Source organism: Paenibacillus sp. ClWae2A (assembly GCF_032452295.1).
Taxonomy (GTDB): domain Bacteria; phylum Bacillota; class Bacilli; order Paenibacillales; family Paenibacillaceae; genus Paenibacillus.
The window spans coordinates 500860-518739 of the sequence record NZ_JAULSQ010000003.1 but is presented as its reverse complement, the minus strand read 5'-3'; the positions used below and the strand labels follow the sequence as shown (position 1 = coordinate 518739).

The 17880-nt window shown below is 46.9% G+C and carries 17 protein-coding genes; 16 read left to right on the top strand and 1 reads right to left on the bottom strand.

Annotation, left to right across the window (positions count from 1 at the left end; genetic code table 11):
* The first annotated feature begins 59 nt into the window (after positions 1 to 59).
* The 15 genes from lepA (at position 60) to QVE09_RS13500 (ending at position 15043) form a co-directional block, all read left to right on the top strand.
* Complete coding sequence (gene lepA, locus QVE09_RS13570; protein WP_076211672.1) at positions 60 to 1874, top strand: translation elongation factor 4; 1815 nt, start codon at positions 60 to 62, stop codon at positions 1872 to 1874.
* 182 nt (positions 1875 to 2056) lie between these two features.
* Positions 2057 to 3241 carry a radical SAM family heme chaperone HemW gene (hemW, locus tag QVE09_RS13565; protein WP_036668565.1) on the top strand — a complete coding sequence of 395 codons (1185 nt, stop codon included), beginning with the start codon at positions 2057 to 2059 and terminating at the stop codon, positions 3239 to 3241.
* 118 nt (positions 3242 to 3359) lie between these two features.
* Positions 3360 to 3830, top strand: a complete 471-nt coding sequence (locus tag QVE09_RS13560; RefSeq protein ID WP_017687214.1) for an N-acetyltransferase — start codon at positions 3360 to 3362, stop codon at positions 3828 to 3830.
* 256 nt (positions 3831 to 4086) lie between these two features.
* On the top strand, positions 4087 to 5118 hold the full coding sequence (gene hrcA / locus QVE09_RS13555) for a heat-inducible transcriptional repressor HrcA (protein WP_036615092.1): 1032 nt from the start codon (positions 4087 to 4089) through the stop codon (positions 5116 to 5118).
* Between the two features lie 44 nt (positions 5119 to 5162).
* The gene (gene grpE / locus QVE09_RS13550; protein ID WP_076211668.1) at positions 5163 to 5726 is read left to right on the top strand and encodes a nucleotide exchange factor GrpE; all 564 of its coding nucleotides are present in this window, start codon (positions 5163 to 5165) and stop codon (positions 5724 to 5726) included.
* Positions 5727 to 5886: 160 nt separating this feature from the next.
* Positions 5887 to 7731 (top strand): molecular chaperone DnaK, encoded by a 1845-nt coding sequence (gene dnaK / locus QVE09_RS13545; protein ID WP_315937173.1) that lies wholly within the window; start codon positions 5887 to 5889, stop codon positions 7729 to 7731.
* Between the two features lie 130 nt (positions 7732 to 7861).
* Positions 7862 to 8986, top strand: a complete 1125-nt coding sequence (gene dnaJ / locus QVE09_RS13540) for a molecular chaperone DnaJ (RefSeq protein WP_062835521.1) — start codon at positions 7862 to 7864, stop codon at positions 8984 to 8986.
* Between the two features lie 241 nt (positions 8987 to 9227).
* Complete coding sequence (locus QVE09_RS13535; RefSeq protein ID WP_017687219.1) at positions 9228 to 9596, top strand: hypothetical protein; 369 nt, start codon at positions 9228 to 9230, stop codon at positions 9594 to 9596.
* 244 nt (positions 9597 to 9840) lie between these two features.
* Complete coding sequence (locus QVE09_RS13530; RefSeq protein WP_017687220.1) at positions 9841 to 10020, top strand: YfhD family protein; 180 nt, start codon at positions 9841 to 9843, stop codon at positions 10018 to 10020.
* Entirely contained in the window at positions 10013 to 10405 is a 393-nt protein-coding gene (locus QVE09_RS13525) for a hypothetical protein (protein ID WP_315937172.1), read from the top strand. The genes QVE09_RS13530 and QVE09_RS13525 overlap by 8 nt, the downstream gene beginning before the upstream one ends.
* A gap of 189 nt (positions 10406 to 10594) precedes the next feature.
* Positions 10595 to 11560, top strand: a complete 966-nt coding sequence (gene prmA, locus QVE09_RS13520) for a 50S ribosomal protein L11 methyltransferase (RefSeq protein WP_133385569.1) — start codon at positions 10595 to 10597, stop codon at positions 11558 to 11560.
* Between the two features lie 3 nt (positions 11561 to 11563).
* Positions 11564 to 12244, top strand: coding sequence for a site-2 protease family protein (locus QVE09_RS13515; RefSeq protein ID WP_017687223.1), 681 nt, complete (start codon positions 11564 to 11566; stop codon positions 12242 to 12244).
* 137 nt (positions 12245 to 12381) lie between these two features.
* On the top strand, positions 12382 to 13146 hold the full coding sequence (locus QVE09_RS13510; RefSeq protein WP_315937171.1) for an RsmE family RNA methyltransferase: 765 nt from the start codon (positions 12382 to 12384) through the stop codon (positions 13144 to 13146).
* Positions 13147 to 13148: 2 nt separating this feature from the next.
* On the top strand, positions 13149 to 14495 hold the full coding sequence (gene mtaB / locus QVE09_RS13505; RefSeq protein ID WP_315937170.1) for a tRNA (N(6)-L-threonylcarbamoyladenosine(37)-C(2))-methylthiotransferase MtaB: 1347 nt from the start codon (positions 13149 to 13151) through the stop codon (positions 14493 to 14495).
* A 113-nt stretch (positions 14496 to 14608) separates the two neighbouring features.
* A complete protein-coding gene (locus tag QVE09_RS13500; RefSeq protein WP_315937169.1) occupies positions 14609 to 15043 on the top strand; it encodes an NUDIX hydrolase in 435 nt (144 codons plus the stop codon).
* A 58-nt stretch (positions 15044 to 15101) separates the two neighbouring features.
* Here QVE09_RS13500 and QVE09_RS13495 read toward each other — a convergent pair whose 3' ends face one another.
* Positions 15102 to 16103 (bottom strand): Na/Pi cotransporter family protein, encoded by a 1002-nt coding sequence (locus tag QVE09_RS13495; RefSeq protein ID WP_315937168.1) that lies wholly within the window; start codon positions 16101 to 16103, stop codon positions 15102 to 15104.
* A gap of 332 nt (positions 16104 to 16435) precedes the next feature.
* On the opposite strand from QVE09_RS13495, the gene QVE09_RS13490 reads away from it, so the two are divergent.
* Positions 16436 to 17812 carry a class I SAM-dependent rRNA methyltransferase gene (locus QVE09_RS13490; protein ID WP_315937167.1) on the top strand — a complete coding sequence of 459 codons (1377 nt, stop codon included), beginning with the start codon at positions 16436 to 16438 and terminating at the stop codon, positions 17810 to 17812.
* Positions 17813 to 17880: the final 68 nt, after the last annotated feature.

Below are 17880 nucleotides of genomic sequence, written 5' to 3'. Positions count from 1 at the left end.
ACTGTGCTTCAACTGTTATAATGAAGTGATTGACACTAGGCTGTTTCTGGGGGTAAGGAATGACTGACATTCGGGCAAGACAACGTAAAATTCGTAACTTTTCTATCATTGCACATATAGATCACGGCAAATCAACACTTGCGGACCGGATCTTGGAGCACACAGGTGCGCTCACGTCACGTGAAATGCAGGAACAGGTTCTGGATAAGATGGACCTTGAACGCGAACGTGGAATAACGATCAAGCTACAAGCAGTAGCCTTGACTTACAAAGCGGATGATGGTGAAGAGTATTTATTGAATCTGATTGATACACCGGGACACGTAGACTTCACATATGAAGTATCACGCAGTCTTGCTGCATGTGAAGGTGCTCTGCTGGTTGTGGATGCGGCTCAGGGAATCGAAGCCCAAACACTTGCCAACGTGTATCTGGCATTGGATAACAACCTTGAAATTTTACCAGTAATCAACAAAATTGACCTTCCAAGCGCTGATCCTGAACGGGTGAAGCAGGAAGTGGAAGATGTTATTGGTTTGGACACAAGTAATGCGGTCTTGGCTTCGGCCAAATCAGGAATCGGAATCAAAGAAATTTTGGAGCAAGTGGTGAAAAGTGTTCCGGCTCCAACTGGTGATCCTGACCAGCCTTTGAAAGCGCTGATCTTTGACTCGCACTATGACCCGTACAAAGGTGTAATCGTATATGTGCGTGTTGTTGATGGCAAAATCAAATCCGGTTCCAAAATCAAAATGATGGCAACAGGTAAATCATTTGAAGTCATTGAAGTTGGAGCGTTCAAACCTCGTATGACCATCGTGGACGAGCTGAACGTGGGTGATGTTGGATTTATCGTTGCAGGTATCCGGCATGTTGGCGATACACAAGTCGGGGATACGGTGACAGATGCTAAAAATCCAACACCGGAACCTTTGCCGGGTTATCGTAAAATTAACCCAATGGTGTATTGTGGTCTCTATCCGATCGAAACATCGGACTATGTTGATCTGCGTGAAGCGTTGGAGAAATTGCAGTTGAACGATGCGTCTCTGAGCTTTGAACCGGAAACATCCAGTGCACTCGGTTTTGGATTCCGTTGCGGATTCCTTGGACTGCTTCACATGGACGTTATCCAGGAGCGGATCGAGCGGGAGTTTAACATTCCGTTGATCACAACGGCACCAAGTGTAATCTATCACGTCACCTTAACGAATGGTGAAGTGATGAAAATCGACAACCCATCCAACTATCCTGAGGTGGGACGGATTGATTACGTCGAAGAACCATACGTCAAGGCAGATATTATCGTACCGAATGATTATGTAGGTACCATTATGGAGCTGTGTCAGAATAAACGCGGTGAATATGTAAATATGGAATATTTGGACACAACACGGGTTACCATTACCTATGAGATTCCGTTGTCCGAGATTGTATATGACTTCTTCGACCAGTTGAAATCCGGTACCAAAGGATATGCATCCCTGGATTATGAGTTGTCCGGTTACCGTCAGTCCAATCTGGCGAAAATGGATATTGTACTCAATGGCGAACAGGTGGATGCTCTGTCCTTCATCGTTCACCGTGACCGTGCCTATAATCGCGGACGCATTGTCTGTGAGAAACTGCGCGAGCTGATTCCACGGCAAATGTTCGAGGTGCCAATTCAGGCATCTGTAGGTACCAAAGTTGTTGCTCGTGAGACGGTAAAAGCAATGCGTAAAAACGTACTTGCCAAGTGTTATGGTGGTGACATCTCGCGGAAACGGAAACTGCTTGAGAAGCAGAAAGAAGGTAAGAAGCGGATGAAACAGGTTGGTAACGTTGAGGTGCCGCAAGAGGCATTCATGGCGGTACTGAAAATTGATGATTAAACAATCTATTTTGAGGTACAACACAGAATGTGTGTATTCAAATTAGATTAGGAGAATTCAATTTCGGGTACATCACAGAGTGTGTGTATCGAAATTGAATTGGTACAACACAGAATATTAAATAACTAAGCTGAAAGGGAAGCCGGATGGCTTTCCTTTTTTCAAATAGAGGGGGACTTGCCATGACATTGGCAGCACACAGCCGGAAGACAGGTGCGCCCCAAGCGGTGTATCTTCACATTCCCTTTTGCACGAATAAATGTTTTTATTGCGACTTTAACTCCTACGTTCTGAAAGATCAGCCCGTGATGCAATATCTCGAAGCGCTGGAACGGGAGATGGAACATACAGTTAAGGCCAATCCACCGGGTGAGATCAAGACGATATTTGTAGGTGGGGGTACGCCAACAGCTCTGAAACCGGATGAGATGGCAGTATTTCTTCGTTCCGTGAAGACGTATTTCCCAAATTGGGCGGACGATATTGAATTTTCGATGGAAGCCAACCCGGGAACAACGGATGCGGAGAAACTCGCTGCGATGAAAGAAGGCGGCGTCAACCGTGTCAGCTTTGGCGTACAGGCTTTTCAGAATGATCTGCTGACAGGCATTGGGCGTATTCATAATACGGATGATGTATATCGCAGTTTGGAGAACGCTCGTAAAGCGGGACTGAATAACCTGTCCATTGACCTGATGTTTGGGTTGCCGAACCAGACCGTAGAGATGTTGAATGAGAGTATCGACAAAGCGCTGGAACTGGATCTGCCGCATTACTCCATCTACAGCCTGAAAGTGGAAGAGAATACACTTTTCCATACACTGTATCAGAAGAACCAGTTACCACTTCCTCATGAAGATGATGAGCTGGAGATGTATCTTCTATTAATGAGACGTATGAAAGAAGCAGGTTATGGACAATACGAGATCAGTAACTTTGCCAAGCCGGGCTTCGAGAGTCGTCACAATATTACGTACTGGCGTAATGAGGACTACTACGGTCTGGGTGCAGGTGCACATGGATATGTAGGCCGCGAACGGCATATGAATATTAAAGGTATAAATCCTTATGTTGAAGCTTCACGAGCAGGACTGCCTCGTCTGGATCATTTTGAGATTGCTCGCCCGGAGGCTATGGAAGATTATCTGATGGTTGGACTGAGAATGTTGGAGGGGGCTTCGGCCTCACGTTTTAGCGAACAGTTCGGAGAGTCCATGGAAGAAGTGTTTGCGAAGCCTTTGGGCAAAATGTTAAACGCAGGGCTGCTTGAGCGGACGGCAGACGGCTTCCGACTGAGCGAGCAGGGTATCCTGTTCGGAAATGACGTTTTTGCGGAGTTTATCGGGTCCATATCGCTGAATTCATAGCTTGAAATTCTATACGCTCTGTTGTATATTTATTCATATTGATTTTACAGAGCGTGTTAATTTAACAACTACGAAGTCAGCTTTCCTCTGGAAAGCTTGGTAATAGGAGGAGAGCAGGATGTCGGTAATATGCAGAAAAGCCGTGCCGGAAGATGTTGAACCACTGTATGAAATGATTAAGGGCTATGCAGAGCGTGGGATCATGCTTCCGCGATCACGGGAAATACTGCACCGACAGCTGGAGCACTTTGTTGTAGCCGAAGTTGATGGTGAAGTGGTGGGTTGCGGATCGCTTTGTCGTCTGGGGAATGATTTGGTAGAAGTCAGATCGCTCGGTATCTCGGAAGGGCATAAAGGGCTCGGCATTGGCTCCCGATTGCTGGACCGACTGGTAGAAGAAGCGGAGAAACAACAGATTCCTAAGGTTATGGCGTTGACATATGAAGTATCCTTCTTCCTCAAAAACGGCTTTGCCGTGGTGGAAAAAGAGATTTTCCCTGAGAAAGTATGGACCGACTGTGTTCATTGCAGCAAGCAGGATTGTTGTGATGAGATCGCGGTATTAAAAGAGCTTAACGTTTCAGCCTAATAACTGAATGGACTGCATGGATCGAGCCGAGTCAGCCTCTGCCCTACATGCAGTCCTTTTTTTACTTTAAAGTATGTACAATAAAGTTGTTAGGACTCGTTGACATTGGTCTATACTATAAATAGATGAGCCCACTCATCAAACTCACTTGACAATGTTCACGTCAGTTTGGTATTTTTGTATTACCGCTTAGCACTCATCTAACTGGAGTGCTAACGACATGGGACAGTACAGTCAGAAGGAGGGAATACTCACCATGTTAACAGAGCGTCAACGAATGATTCTGAACGCTATAGTGGATGACTATATCCGTTCAGCTGAGCCCGTAGGGTCCCGGAGCATTTCCAAAAGGGGAGATGTTGGATACAGTCCGGCGACGATCCGTAATGAAATGGCGGACCTTGAAGATATGGGCTTTCTGGAGCAGCCGCATACATCGGCTGGACGCATTCCATCCCATAAAGGCTATCGATATTATGTCGATCATTTGGTTCCCTGGAATCAGGTGGAGCCTCAGGAGTTGGATGATCTGAAGTCTTTCTTCGCTGAAAAGTTGAACGTCATGGAACAAGTTATTCAGCATGCATCCAATATTTTGTCACATATGACGAATTATACTTCGATCCTGCTTGGACCGGAAGTATTTCATACGTCCCTACGTCACTTCCAATTGCTTCCGTTGAATGAAAGTGAAGCTGTGGCAATCATTGTGACCAATACAGGTCAGGTGGAGAACAAGACGGTCCAGATTCCACCAGAAATCTCGGTAGCCGAGATGGAAAATGTGGTTCGCTTGTTAAATACCAAACTTGTGGGCGTACCAATCTACAAATTAAAATCCCGTCTCTATACCGAACTTGGGCAAGAGATGGAACGGCATATTACACGTTATGAGGAAGTTATGCAGGTGCTGAACAGTGCCTTTGACAATGAACATGATAATCGTTTGTTCCTCAGTGGTGCCACCAATATGTTGACTCAACCGGAGTTTAAAGATATCGAAAAGGTAAAAGATATTCTTGACCTGCTTGAAGAGACACCAACACTCATGAAATTGATGATGCCCGTGCCGGGTGGATCTGGTATTCAAGTGCGAATCGGCACTGAGAATGATCATGAAGCCTTTGCCAACTGCAGCCTGATTACAGCCTCCTATTCATTGGACGGTGAGGCTTTGGGTTCGATCGGTATTCTAGGACCCACGCGGATGGATTATGCACGTGTCATTCATATTTTAAATACACTATCCCGTGACTTGACGGCGATGCTGACACATCGTTTCAAATAAGATTCGGGAATGAACCATTTCATTCGTATAAGGAGGTGAACATCTTGAAAGAGGAGCAATCATTTACAGAAGAGCAAGAGGTAACAGCAGCTGAGCAGGAGCCTATTAATGAAGCTGGCGCTGCAGAAGCACAAGCTGAAGAGATGGCTGATCAGGAGCAGGATGAGCTTGCACGTCTGAAGGCAGAAGCTGAGGAGCAACAGCAGCGTTATGTCCGTGCACAGGCTGATTTTGATAACTTCCGTCGTCGTACGCAGAAGGAAAAAGAAGAATTGGCTAAATACGCTTCGATGAAGCTGGTCACCGAACTGGTACCGGTTATTGATAACTTCGAGCGCGCCATGGCTACTGTACCGGAAGGAGCAGAAGTCGAATCTTTCTCCAAGGGCATCCAAATGATCTTCCGTCAATTGGAAACCGTGATGAATAATGAAGGTCTGACGGCAATGGAATCGGTAGGACAACCGTTTAATCCTGAATTCCACCAAGCCATTATGCAAGTGGAGAGCGACGAGTACGAAGAAGGTATCGTTGTTGAGGAAGTCCAAAAAGGCTACATGCTGAAAGATAAAGTGCTTCGTCCAGCTATGGTTAAAGTCAGCTCATAATTTCCTTATAGGAAGGAATGAGTTGGCTCCGTGGTTGAACAATGTGGGCGAAGTTTAATATAAAGGTTTGTACACATAGAGCACGATTAGCAACATGAACATCTAAATAAGGGTCAGATCAGACCCATTCATTTTAAATTGTTGAGGAGGAAATTTTCGGATGAGCAAAGTAATTGGTATTGACTTAGGAACAACAAACTCATGCGTAGCAGTAATGGAAGGCGGCGAGGCTGTCGTTATTCCAAATCCGGAGGGCGCACGTACAACTCCATCCGTAGTTGGTTTCAAAAAAGATGGAGAGCGTGTTGTTGGTGAAACAGCGAAACGTCAAGCGATCACCAATCCGGATCGTACGATCATGTCTATCAAACGTCACATGGGTACTTCCCACAAGGAAACAATCGATGACAAAGACTACTCTGCACAAGAGATCTCTGCAATCATCCTGCAAAAATTGAAAACTGATGCTGAAGCTTATTTGGGTCAAACGGTAACTCAAGCAGTTATCACTGTGCCAGCTTACTTCAATGACAGTCAGCGTCAAGCGACTAAAGATGCAGGTAAAATTGCAGGTTTGGAAGTTCTGCGTATCGTCAACGAGCCTACAGCAGCCGCTTTGGCATACGGTATGGAGAAATCCGAAGACCAAACGATTCTCGTATATGACCTGGGTGGCGGTACGTTCGACGTATCCATTCTTGAACTGGGTGACGGCTTCTTCGAAGTTAAAGCAACTAGCGGGGACAACCAACTGGGTGGTGATGACTTTGACCAAGTAATCATTGATTACCTCGTAAGTGAATTCAAAAAAGATCAAGGCATTGACTTGAGTAAAGATAAGGCAGCGGTTCAACGTTTGAAAGATGCAGCGGAAAAAGCGAAAAAAGAACTTTCCGGCGTATTGACTACAACGATCTCCTTGCCGTTCATCACAGTTGCTGATGGCGTTCCTCAGCATTTGGAGTTGAACCTGAGCCGTGCGAAATTTGAAGAAATCTCTGCAGGTCTGGTTGAGCGTACGCTAGAACCAACTCGTCGTGCATTGAGTGATGCGGGTATGACGCCTAACGATATCGACAAGATCGTATTGGTTGGTGGTTCCACACGTATTCCTGCAGTACAAGAAGCGATCAAAAAATTGACGGGTAAAGAGCCTCACAAAGGTGTTAACCCGGATGAAGTTGTAGCTTTGGGTGCTGCTGTACAAGCGGGCGTATTGACAGGTGATGTGAAAGACGTTGTATTGCTCGACGTAACTCCATTGTCCCTGGGTATCGAAACAGCGGGTGGCGTATTCACCAAAATGATCGAGCGTAACACAACGATCCCTACAAGCAAATCTCAAGTATTCTCCACATATGCAGACAATCAACCAAGCGTTGAGATTCATGTTCTGCAAGGTGAGCGTGAGATGGCAGCAGGTAACAAATCACTTGGACGTTTCATGTTGGGTGATATTCCACCAGCTCCACGTGGCGTTCCACAGATCGAAGTTAGCTTCGATATTGATGCCAATGGTATCGTTAACGTATCTGCAACAGATAAAGGTACTAACAAAACTCAAAAAATCACAATCACTTCTTCCAGCGGTTTGAGCGATGCTGAAGTTGAGCAAATGATGAAAGATGCTGAGTTGCACGCTGAAGAAGATAAAAAACGCAGAGAACTCGTTGAAGCGAAAAACAGTGCAGATCAATTGATCTACTCTGTTGACAAAACGATTAAAGATCTTGGCGAAAAAGCAGATGCTGGCGAAGTTGAAAAAGCGAATGCTGCCAAAGAAAAACTGCAAGGCGTTCTGGCTTCCGACAACCTGGAAGATATCAAAGCTGCTACAGAAGAACTGACAGAGATCGTTCAACAACTGTCCGTGAAACTGTATGAGCAAGCTCAGGCGCAAGAGCAAGAAGCGCAAGGTGCTGAAGAGCAACAAGGTTCAGCTAAACGTGACAATGTCGTAGACGCTGATTACGAAGTTGTGGATGAAGATAAAAAACAAAACTAATTCGTAGTTCTACGCGAATTAAACATCGGTGACGTTCGAAATTAGAGGGAAAGTCATAGCCGGGGCTCCCGCGCTTTGGCTTTCCTTTTGTCACGATGTGCGATATGGTGAATGATATGGGGGTGGAAGAGTGGCTGAAAAGCGTGATTATTATGAGGTGCTTGGCGTTAGTAAAACGGCTAACGACGATGAAATTAAAAAGGCTTACCGTAAGCTTGCCCGTCAGTATCACCCTGACGTAAACAAGGCTGCTGATGCGGAAGCTAAATTTAAAGAAGTTAAAGAAGCTTACGACGTAGTGAGTGACGGTCAGAAGCGTGCACAATATGATCAGTATGGTCATGTCGATCCGAATCAAGGTGGATTCGGTGGTGGCGGTGATTTTGGCGGCGGCGGATTTGGCGACATCTTCGACATGTTCTTTGGCGGCGGTGGCGGTGGACGACGTGATCCAAATGCTCCGCAACGGGGGAATGATCTTCAGTACACGATGACGATTGAGTTCAAGGAAGCCGTATTTGGTAAAGAAACCGATATTACGATTCCGCGTACCGAAGGCTGTGATACCTGTCATGGCTCAGGTGCCAAACCTGGAACGAAACCTGAAACCTGCTCGGTCTGCCAAGGTAGTGGTCAGCAGGAAGTCGTGCAGAATACACCGTTTGGTCGTATGGTTAATCGTCGTGCATGTTCGAACTGTAGTGGTTCGGGCCAAATTATCAAAGAAAAATGCACAACGTGCAGTGGTAGCGGTAAAGTCCGCAAGCAACGCAAAATCCATGTTCGCATTCCAGCAGGTGTAGATGACGGCGCGCAACTGCGTATGACAGGTGAGGGCGAGGGAGGCCTGCGTGGCGGACCAGCGGGAGATCTTTATATTGTCATTCGCGTGAAATCACATGATTTCTTCGAGCGTGAAGGTGACGATATTTATTGCGAAATTCCACTTACCTTTGCTCAGGCAGCTCTGGGAGATGAAGTTGAAATACCGACGCTGACCGAGAAAGTGAAGTTGAAAGTACCAGCTGGTACACAAACGGGAACGTATTTCCGCCTCAAAGGCAAAGGTGTACCACGCCTGCGCGGTATGGGGCAAGGGGATCAACATGTGAAAGTGGTTGTAGTTACACCTAGTAAGCTGAATGACGAGCAGAAAGATCTGCTTCGCCAAATTGCTGCGCTGGATGGAGAGCAAACACATGAGCATGAACAATCTTTTTTTGATAGAGTAAAACGCGCCTTCCGCGGCGACTGAGAATAAAATAAAGCAAGTCAAAAAGGACACCACAGCGGTTTTTCCCGCAGGGTGTCCTTTTTTGTACGCCTTTTTTAATGTTTCGGTGTTTTTGGCAAAATCCATGGATATTAAGCTACGAAGATCGACAGCAATTTGTGGGAGCATTTCGGTATATTCTGAGCGAACTTGCGGAAAGATAGCATGGCGAGAATGATATGCATAGCTGATATGCGAGAAATTAGGGAAGCAGGTGAAGCGGATGACCGAGAAAAATATTTTGGCGTACTTTCACAGCCCGGAGCAGGCTCAAGGGGCAGCCAAAAAACTGGAGGCATTGCGAGTGGAGGACCTGTCAATTAATCGATTCAGCCGATATGCGGGTGTAGGACCAAGCGGGGCTTCCTACAAGCCGGGCGTTTCCGGCAGTTTTTCATCATGGGTGCCCGATTCGATGCAAACAAATGCCAGTGCTGGAATCATGGCTGCGGCGGACCCCTCTGCAAGTGGCATGAGTGATGGTGGACAGGGTGGACCTACAGGAAGAGATGTATTGCTAACTGTCATCGTAGATGAATCGGTACATCACCGCGCGATGTCTATAATCGAACAAGCCGGTGGAATGATCTAGTTTCAGGAAATCTATATTTAGATCAACAATATAAGATTCAATCTAAACATTTACACAATAACGGAGAGGACAGAAAAAACCTGAAGAAGCGAAGCGTTCGCCTTTATCCCTGGATTTTCCCTTTGGAAGAAGGGAATTAAAAAAAATCTGGGGATAACAGCGATCGGAAGGTTGTTCTGTCATCGGAGTGTCAGTGTAAATACGATTTAGTTGAACTTATACAATTTGAAGGAGGAGCATTACAATGGCAGAGCATGAACGTCCAGGCAAGATTTTAACGAAAACGGAAAAGATGAAACGTATGCAATCCGCGAAAAATGAGGACGTGGAATTCAGCGCTGAAGCTGCGGATCATGAAGATATCGAAGCACTACGCCGCAGTGAAGCGGCTGATCGACGTCAGGGACGGGAGCTTCATGACTGAAGATCGCTCGGCAGTGACCCTCGAAGCTGTTTTTACAAGCTGGACTGAGGCCGAGTCTGCACGCAGAGCCCTGGAATTGCTGCACCCAAACCAATTGAGTATCGAAAGCCTTGGCAATGAAGCATCTACATTGGACTCACACGATGTTACGGGTTCTGATAATACTCCTACGGCCGTCGTCGGAGGATTTAGTGGCGAACTGAATGTACTTGCCCTGATTAGTGATGAAACGGAAATGTTGTCCAATGGTGAGGTGTATGATACGCCCAAAGAGGATTCGTCAAACAGGCTAAAACAAGAAATTTTGTTGACCGTGTCCGTATCCAACGATTCACTCCCGCAAGCGGCAGAGATGATCACGCAGAACGGTGGGCGTTTTTGCTAAGTGAGATTTGAAGTATGCAAAATGCTGAAGGAAATGAAACAGATATGGTTGAATAGATGACAGGATATCCGAGCAGTCAGGTTGCGGATATCCTGTTTTGTTTTCTTTTACTGATGCGGCTTTGTGCTCTGGCTAGCATGTGTAGTACAATAGTTGGGATGTTTGAAAAATGAGGAGGAAAAACCAAGTATGTTATGGCATGAACTAACAATACATACCACAGAAGAAGCTGTGGAGATGATTTCGAATTTTTTACATGAAGCGGGTGCTGGAGGGGTTTCGATTGAAGAGTCCGGTACTTTAAATAAAAAACGGGACACGACATATGGTGAGTTATACGACGTTCCTTTGAATGATATTCCTGAAGGCTTTGCGGTCATCAAAGGGTACTTCTCTGAAGGTACGGACATGGATGCACTACAGTCTGAAGTTAATCCGAGAATTGAGGAACTCTCTGAATTCGGAATTGATACAGGTGAGGTTCGTTATGAGACGCGTACAGTGGATGAAAATGACTGGGCAACAGCCTGGAAGCAATATTTCAAGCCGGTACGTGTATCGGAACGTCTGACTATTAAACCAACGTGGGAAGAGTATACGCCAGAAAGTCCGGATGAGAAAATTATTGAGCTTGATCCAGGCATGGCTTTTGGTACAGGAACACATCCAACGACCTCCCTCTGCTTGCGCACACTGGAAACAGTTATTCAAGGCGGCGAGGAAGTCATTGACGTAGGTACAGGTTCTGGTATTTTGGCTATAGGAGCGATAAAACTTGGTGCAAAACATGTACTTGCGCTCGATCTTGATCCGGTTGCGGTAATCAGTGCCAGGGAGAATGTGGAACTGAATGGGCTGGAGCAACAAATCACGGTTAAAGAGAGTGATCTGTTGTCCGTCCTTGGGAGTCAGGACCCTGCGCTTGGTGTGCAACTGCCAGTTAAAGTTGTTGTTGCGAACATTCTGGCTGAGATCATTTTGTTGTTCGTGGACGATGTCTATAATGCGCTTGAGTCTGGTGGCACCTATATTGTGTCGGGCATTTGGAAGAACAAAGAACAAGTGGTGCATGATGCTCTGGTAGCCTCAGGGTTTGAAGTGAGTGCGATCCACCGTGATGAGGATTGGCTGGCGTTTGTAGCCAGAAAGGGGTAACGTATGGACTTTCTGGATCGCTTCTTCCGCCTTCCGATTGATCAGTTACCATTCTTTCTGCTGACCATCCTGATTGCATTTACAGTTCATGAATTCTCACATGCGTATTTTGCCAACAAATTCGGTGATCCAACAGCTAAGCTGCTAGGAAGGGTTACGCTGAATCCGGTTGTACACTTTGATCTGCTGGGTGTGCTACTGCTTGTTATCGCCGGCTTTGGTTGGGCTCGTCCAGTTCCTGTAAACCGCGCGAATTTTGACAAGCCAAGATTGATGGGGACAATCGTATCTGTCGTAGGTCCTCTGAGTAATCTGTTGCTCGCCATTATTGGTGCCATTGTCTATGGTTGTCTGTTTGGATCAGGCGTACTGGGAAACATCGAGAATGAGCGAGTAGTTACAGCACTGATGACGTTTTTGCCTATGTTCAGCATAACGAACTTTTTCCTGTTTATGTTTAATCTAATTCCTCTTCCGCCATTGGATGGTTATCGTATTCTTGAAGATGTATTGCCAAGGCCCCTCAGTCGCAAGCTGCAGGGTGTGGAACAATGGTCCATCTTTATTTTCCTGCTGATTCTGGTTATCCCGCCATTGCAGGCTGTAACGATTCAACCGTTATATGTTTTTGCAAATAACATGTATATGGATCTGGTAGGTCTGATTATTGAATTATATCGCTAAAAGCGCATCGTGTTTTGGCTGATATACTGGTCAGAAACACGTAAAAGTTGTATGATCATCTGTGGCGATTGGATTCACGCCTGTCATTAGGCGGGGTGAATTCCAGTCATAACAGGACAGAATAGGTGGATTGACTAATGCAGCGATATTTTGTATCTGCAGAACAGTTTAATGAACACGCTGTGATCATCACAGGTGATGATGCACGCCATATCGGCAAGGTCATGCGTGGTAAACCTGGAGATAAACTGATTGTCAGTGACGGAAACTCCAGAGAAGCACTCGTCGAAATTGAGAGTATTGAAGTTGGCCAAGTGACAGCCAATATTGTCGAACCTCTCGAGATGGACCATGAAGCACGGATTCGTGTAACCGTGGCACAGAGTTTGCCCAAAGGCGACAAGATGGAAACAGTCATCCAGAGATGTACTGAGATTGGGGCAGTATCATTTGTACCCTTCCTATCAGAGCGTACGATTGTGCAATATGATGCCAAGAAAGAAGGCAAACGGTTGGAGCGGTGGCGGAAAATTGCCAAGGAAGCTGCCGAACAAAGTCACCGGAATCGCATTCCATCCGTTGAGCAGCCGCTTTCCTGGAAAGGGCTATTATCTTCTTTTGAGGGCTATAGCCTGGTATGTTATTGTTATGAGAAAGAAAACGGTAAACAGCTGAGAGATGTGCTGAAACCGTTTGTTGAGCAACTTGCACCTGATGCAAGTGCAGAAGTACTGATCGTTGTTGGACCGGAAGGTGGATTTTCTGAAAAGGAGACGGCAGAGGCTGATCAGGCAGGTGCTGTATCCGTTGGACTGGGCAAACGCATTTTGCGTGCTGAGACAGCTGGAATGGCAGCACTAACTTGCGTGTTATATGAATCCGGAGAAATGGGAGGAATGTAATTATGCCATCCGTGGCGTTTTACACCTTAGGCTGCAAAGTTAATTTCTATGATACAGAGGCGATTTGGCAATTGTTCAAAAACGAAGGTTACGATCAAGTGGACTTTGATGAACAGACAGCGGATGTATACTTGATTAATACTTGTACAGTAACCAATACCGGCGACAAAAAGAGCCGTCAAATTATTCGTCGTGCCATTCGGCGCAACCCGGAGGCGATTGTGGCTGTTACAGGCTGCTACGCACAGACTTCTCCGGCAGAGATTCTGGACATCCCAGGGGTGGATCTGGTTATCGGTACACAGGACCGTGACAAGATTTTGCCATATGTTAATGAAATTCAGGAGTCCCGTCAACCGGTTAACGCGGTGCGTAATATTATGAAAACCCGTGTGTTTGAAGAAATGGACGTACCGGATTTTGCTGACCGTACCCGCGCATTCCTGAAGATTCAAGATGGTTGCAATAACTTCTGTACATTCTGCATCATTCCGTGGTCTCGTGGTCTCTCACGCAGCCGTGAAGCGAACAGCATTATTCAACAGGCGCATCAACTCGTACAGGCTGGATACAAGGAGATTGTTCTAACCGGTATTCATACAGGCGGGTATGGCGATGACATGGAGAATTACGATCTGACCGATCTGCTGTGGGACATGGACAAGGTAGAGGGTTTGGAGCGTATTCGAATCAGCTCGATTGAAGCCAGCCAGATTGATGACCGCATGCTCGACGTGATCAAACGTTCGGATAAACTCGTTCGTCACTTCCATATTCCGCTACAAGCGGGGGATGATACGGTATTGAAACGCATGCGCCGCAAATATACGACAGAAGAGTTTTACAACAAGATGCTTCGCATTCGGGAAGCGATGCCGGATGTAGCGATTACAACAGACATTATTGTTGGATTTCCAGGTGAGACGGATGAGATGTACCGTAATGGCTATGAGTTAATGCGGAAGATCGGTTTCTCCGAAATGCACGTATTCCCTTATTCCAAGCGTACGGGTACGCCAGCAGCACGAATGGAAGATCAGGTGGACGAAGAGGTCAAAAATGCACGTGTGCATGAACTGATTGAGTTGTCTGAGCAGATGCAGCTGGAGTACGCTGAGCAGTTTGTCGGACAGGTACTGGATGTTATTCCCGAAGGTGAAGCCAAAGGCCGCGAGGGAAGTGGCAAGCTGCACGGTTATAGCGACAACTACATTCAACTGGTCTTTGACGGAACGATGGATATGGTCGGTAAAGTGTGCCGAGTCAAAGTTGTTGAAGCCGGCGTCAACGAGAGTCAGGCTACACTGGTACGTGTGTTGGAAGAGAATCTTAAGTCCGCCGCGATGTAATCAAGGCGTCAGAAACAAGGATTTCATTTCCTTGGGGAGCTTACCCGGGGAGATGAGGTCCTTCTTTTGCAAAAAATAAGAAAAAGATATCGAAGTTGATGGGGGAGAGCACGATGAACAAAAAAGAAATTTCAGCAGGCGGAGTTGTTTATAGAACAGGGGAAGACGGACGTCTTCAAATCCAGCTTATCGTAGATCGTTATGGTAAAACAACTCTCGCCAAGGGCAAAATGGAAGAGGGAGAAACAATCGAACAGACGGCACTGCGCGAGATTTTGGAAGAGACAGGTATGGTGGGCCGCATTGTAGAGCCGGTTGATATCATTGCTTATACGTACCAACATGCAGATTTTGGCCCGGTGGACAAGGAAGTTCATTATTATCTCGTTGAAGCCGAGAGTGGTAATCTACAGCCTCAGATTGAAGAAATTAAGGGTGTAGATTGGTATGCTCCTCAAGAAGCATGGTCCAGACAGCAGCAGAGCGGATATGATAATAACGATGAGATCTTGCGTGTAGCTCTGAACAAGTTAGGCATTAACGTATAACGCATTATTGTTCGAGTCAGTTAGCCGCACGTTCTGTGGGTCTGATAAAGGCAGATCATCAAGCCACGGGTGACTTCGCCGCGGGGGCGTGGACCGGTGGTTTTTTGTGCCAGATTGGCAAGTAACAGAACGGCAAAGCAAGCAGTGAACTGGTGATGTTAAAAAGGGTCTGGGCATGTGCAATCTGTGCCCCGTTGTCCGCTGACAGCCAGGCCGAAGCTGCATGCAGCTGGCCGATCAGCGGCATAAACAGCAGCGCTCCCGCAATGTTTAATACAACATGGGAGGCTGCGACAAATTTGCCTGCGGATGCTCCGCCCGCGGCAGCAATCACAGCAGTGATGCAGGTCCCCACATTGGACCCAATCACAATGGCGATGCCGATCTCCACAGGCAATACCCCTGTGGCTGCGAGCGTAATCGCCATGCTAATGACAGCAGCGCTGCTGTGAATGAGCGCTGTGAGACAGGCACCTGCCAGGAAGCCCCACCACAAACTGTCGGCCGAGCGGTCGAGAAACCATTGAAATACGCCCATGCTCCGCAAGGGTAAGGCAATGGATTGCATCACTTGAATGCCTGTCATAACAAGTGCAAATCCCGCAGCTGCCAGGAAGCTGTACTGGATGTTAAACAGAGTCCGGCGCGTACGTTCAGGAGCGGCCAGATTGCGTTCACCAAGAACAACAAACATGGCCCAACCCGTAAGCGACAGGACAAGCAGCGGCAGGGAAGCACGTCCGATCTGCAGTCCCACTAGTTCCGTCGTCAGGCATGTCCCGATGTTGGTGCCGAGGATGATGCCGAGTGTGCGTCCATAGGTAATTAATCTGGCATTAGCCAGTCCAATGGTGAGCACGGTGACCGCAGTACTGCTCTGTAACAGGGCCGTTGCGCCCGCACTGAAGGCCATGCCTTTCCATGGAGCAGAGGTGGCGCGATTGAGCCAACCTGCCAACATGGGCCCTGCCATGCGTTGCAAGGCCGTTTCCATCAGCTTCATGCCACCAAAAAAGATAATAAGCCCATAGAGTAGGGGCAATATCACATCTCTAAACATAAAAATATCATTCCTTCCGTCCGGTTCCTTAACTCATCCTATGAGTAAGAAAAGACAACCATGACAAGCCTAAAGGAATTCAGAGGGAAGCGACCTAAATTACCCCACCCTAATTCGAAAGATACGGTGATTCGTGCAAACGTAGTGGAGGGGACGAAATCGAATCTGAAGAAGCGAAGCGTGCGCCTTTGTCCCCGGATTTTCCCTTTAAAAAAGGGAATCAAAAAATCTGGAGACAACAGCGATCAGAAGATCGATTCGTAACCGAAACGCCACCTACGCGCCGCACCAAACCTATCTTTTCAACTAACTATGAAAGAAGTGGATCTACCTTGCCATCAGTTACACTCGAACGCAGTCGCAAAAAGCGGCTTGAACATGCACATCCATGGATATTTACCAATGAAATTGCCTCGGTTGACGGAAACCCGGAGCCGGGAGATCTGGTCAATGTATTGAATCATCAAGGTCGCTATCTGGCGACAGGGTATTACAATCCCGCATCCCAGATCAAGGTAAGGGTTGTAGCTTATCAACCCTTGGAGTCCGAACAGATGGACACGGCGTTCTTCGCAGCGCGTTTTCGCGATTGTTTGCGTCATCGGGAACGTTTTATCCAGGATGGCGAGGCATACCGTCTCGTTTATGGGGAAGCTGATTTTCTGCCAGGATTGATCGTTGATCGATTTGGCAGCATCCTTGTGGTGCAGTTGCTTACACTTGGCATGGATCGTTGCCGTGAAGCCATCGTACAAGCACTCATTGAAGTGATGCAGCCGGAAGGCATATATGAGCGTAGTGATGTCTCGATTCGTGAACTGGAAGGTCTGGAGCAGACCAAAGGTCCGCTGCACGGAGAGTGCCCACGACATGTCACCGTTACAGAGAATGGACTACTCATTAAAGTGGATATCGTGGAAGGGCAGAAGACAGGTTACTTCTTCGACCAACGTGAGAATCGTGCAGCCATCGAACCGCTCATGAAGGGTTGGGGCTACAAGAGTGGAATTACACTACAAACGACCGAGCAGGATGGCATAGAGCAGCTCTTGCCTGTGAATAAAAGCGGTAAAGTAGTTACATTCCCTTATTGGGACGGTGCCACCGTACTGGAGTGTTTCTCACACACGGGCAGTTTTACCTTGAATGCTTGCAAGTATGGAGCCAAAAAAGTGACTTGTCTTGATATTTCGGAGCATGCCATTGAGAGTGCACGAACAAATGTGGAGCTGAACGGTTTCACCGACCGGGTCGAGTTCGTAGTGGCTGATGCATTCCAGTACTTGCGTGAACAAGTGAAAGGACTGGATGAACGTACTGCACGTGCGCGTGCAGGCGAACAGAAAGTGGATACATCCAAAGCGCTGGCAGCTGGCGGTAAAACATTTGATGTGGTCATCCTCGATCCTCCTGCATTTGCCAAAACGAAATCAGCAGTCAAAGGTGCATGCCGTGGATATAAGGATATCAACCTGCAAGGAATGAAATTGGTCAATGAGGGCGGATATTTGGTAACAGCCAGCTGTTCGTATCACATGCGTCCAGACCTCTTCCTGGATACAATTGCGGATGCAGCAGAAGATGCAGGCAAAGTGTTGCGTCTAATCGACTGGAAGGCAGCCGGTAAGGACCACCCGCAAATTTTGGGCGTGGATGAAGGACATTACCTGAAATTTGCTATTTTCGAAGTGCGTAGTAAAAAGAATTAATCGTATGATTTCAGTTCTAATTTAACTGTATAGATTGGACTAAACATTTACACGATATCGTAGAGGAT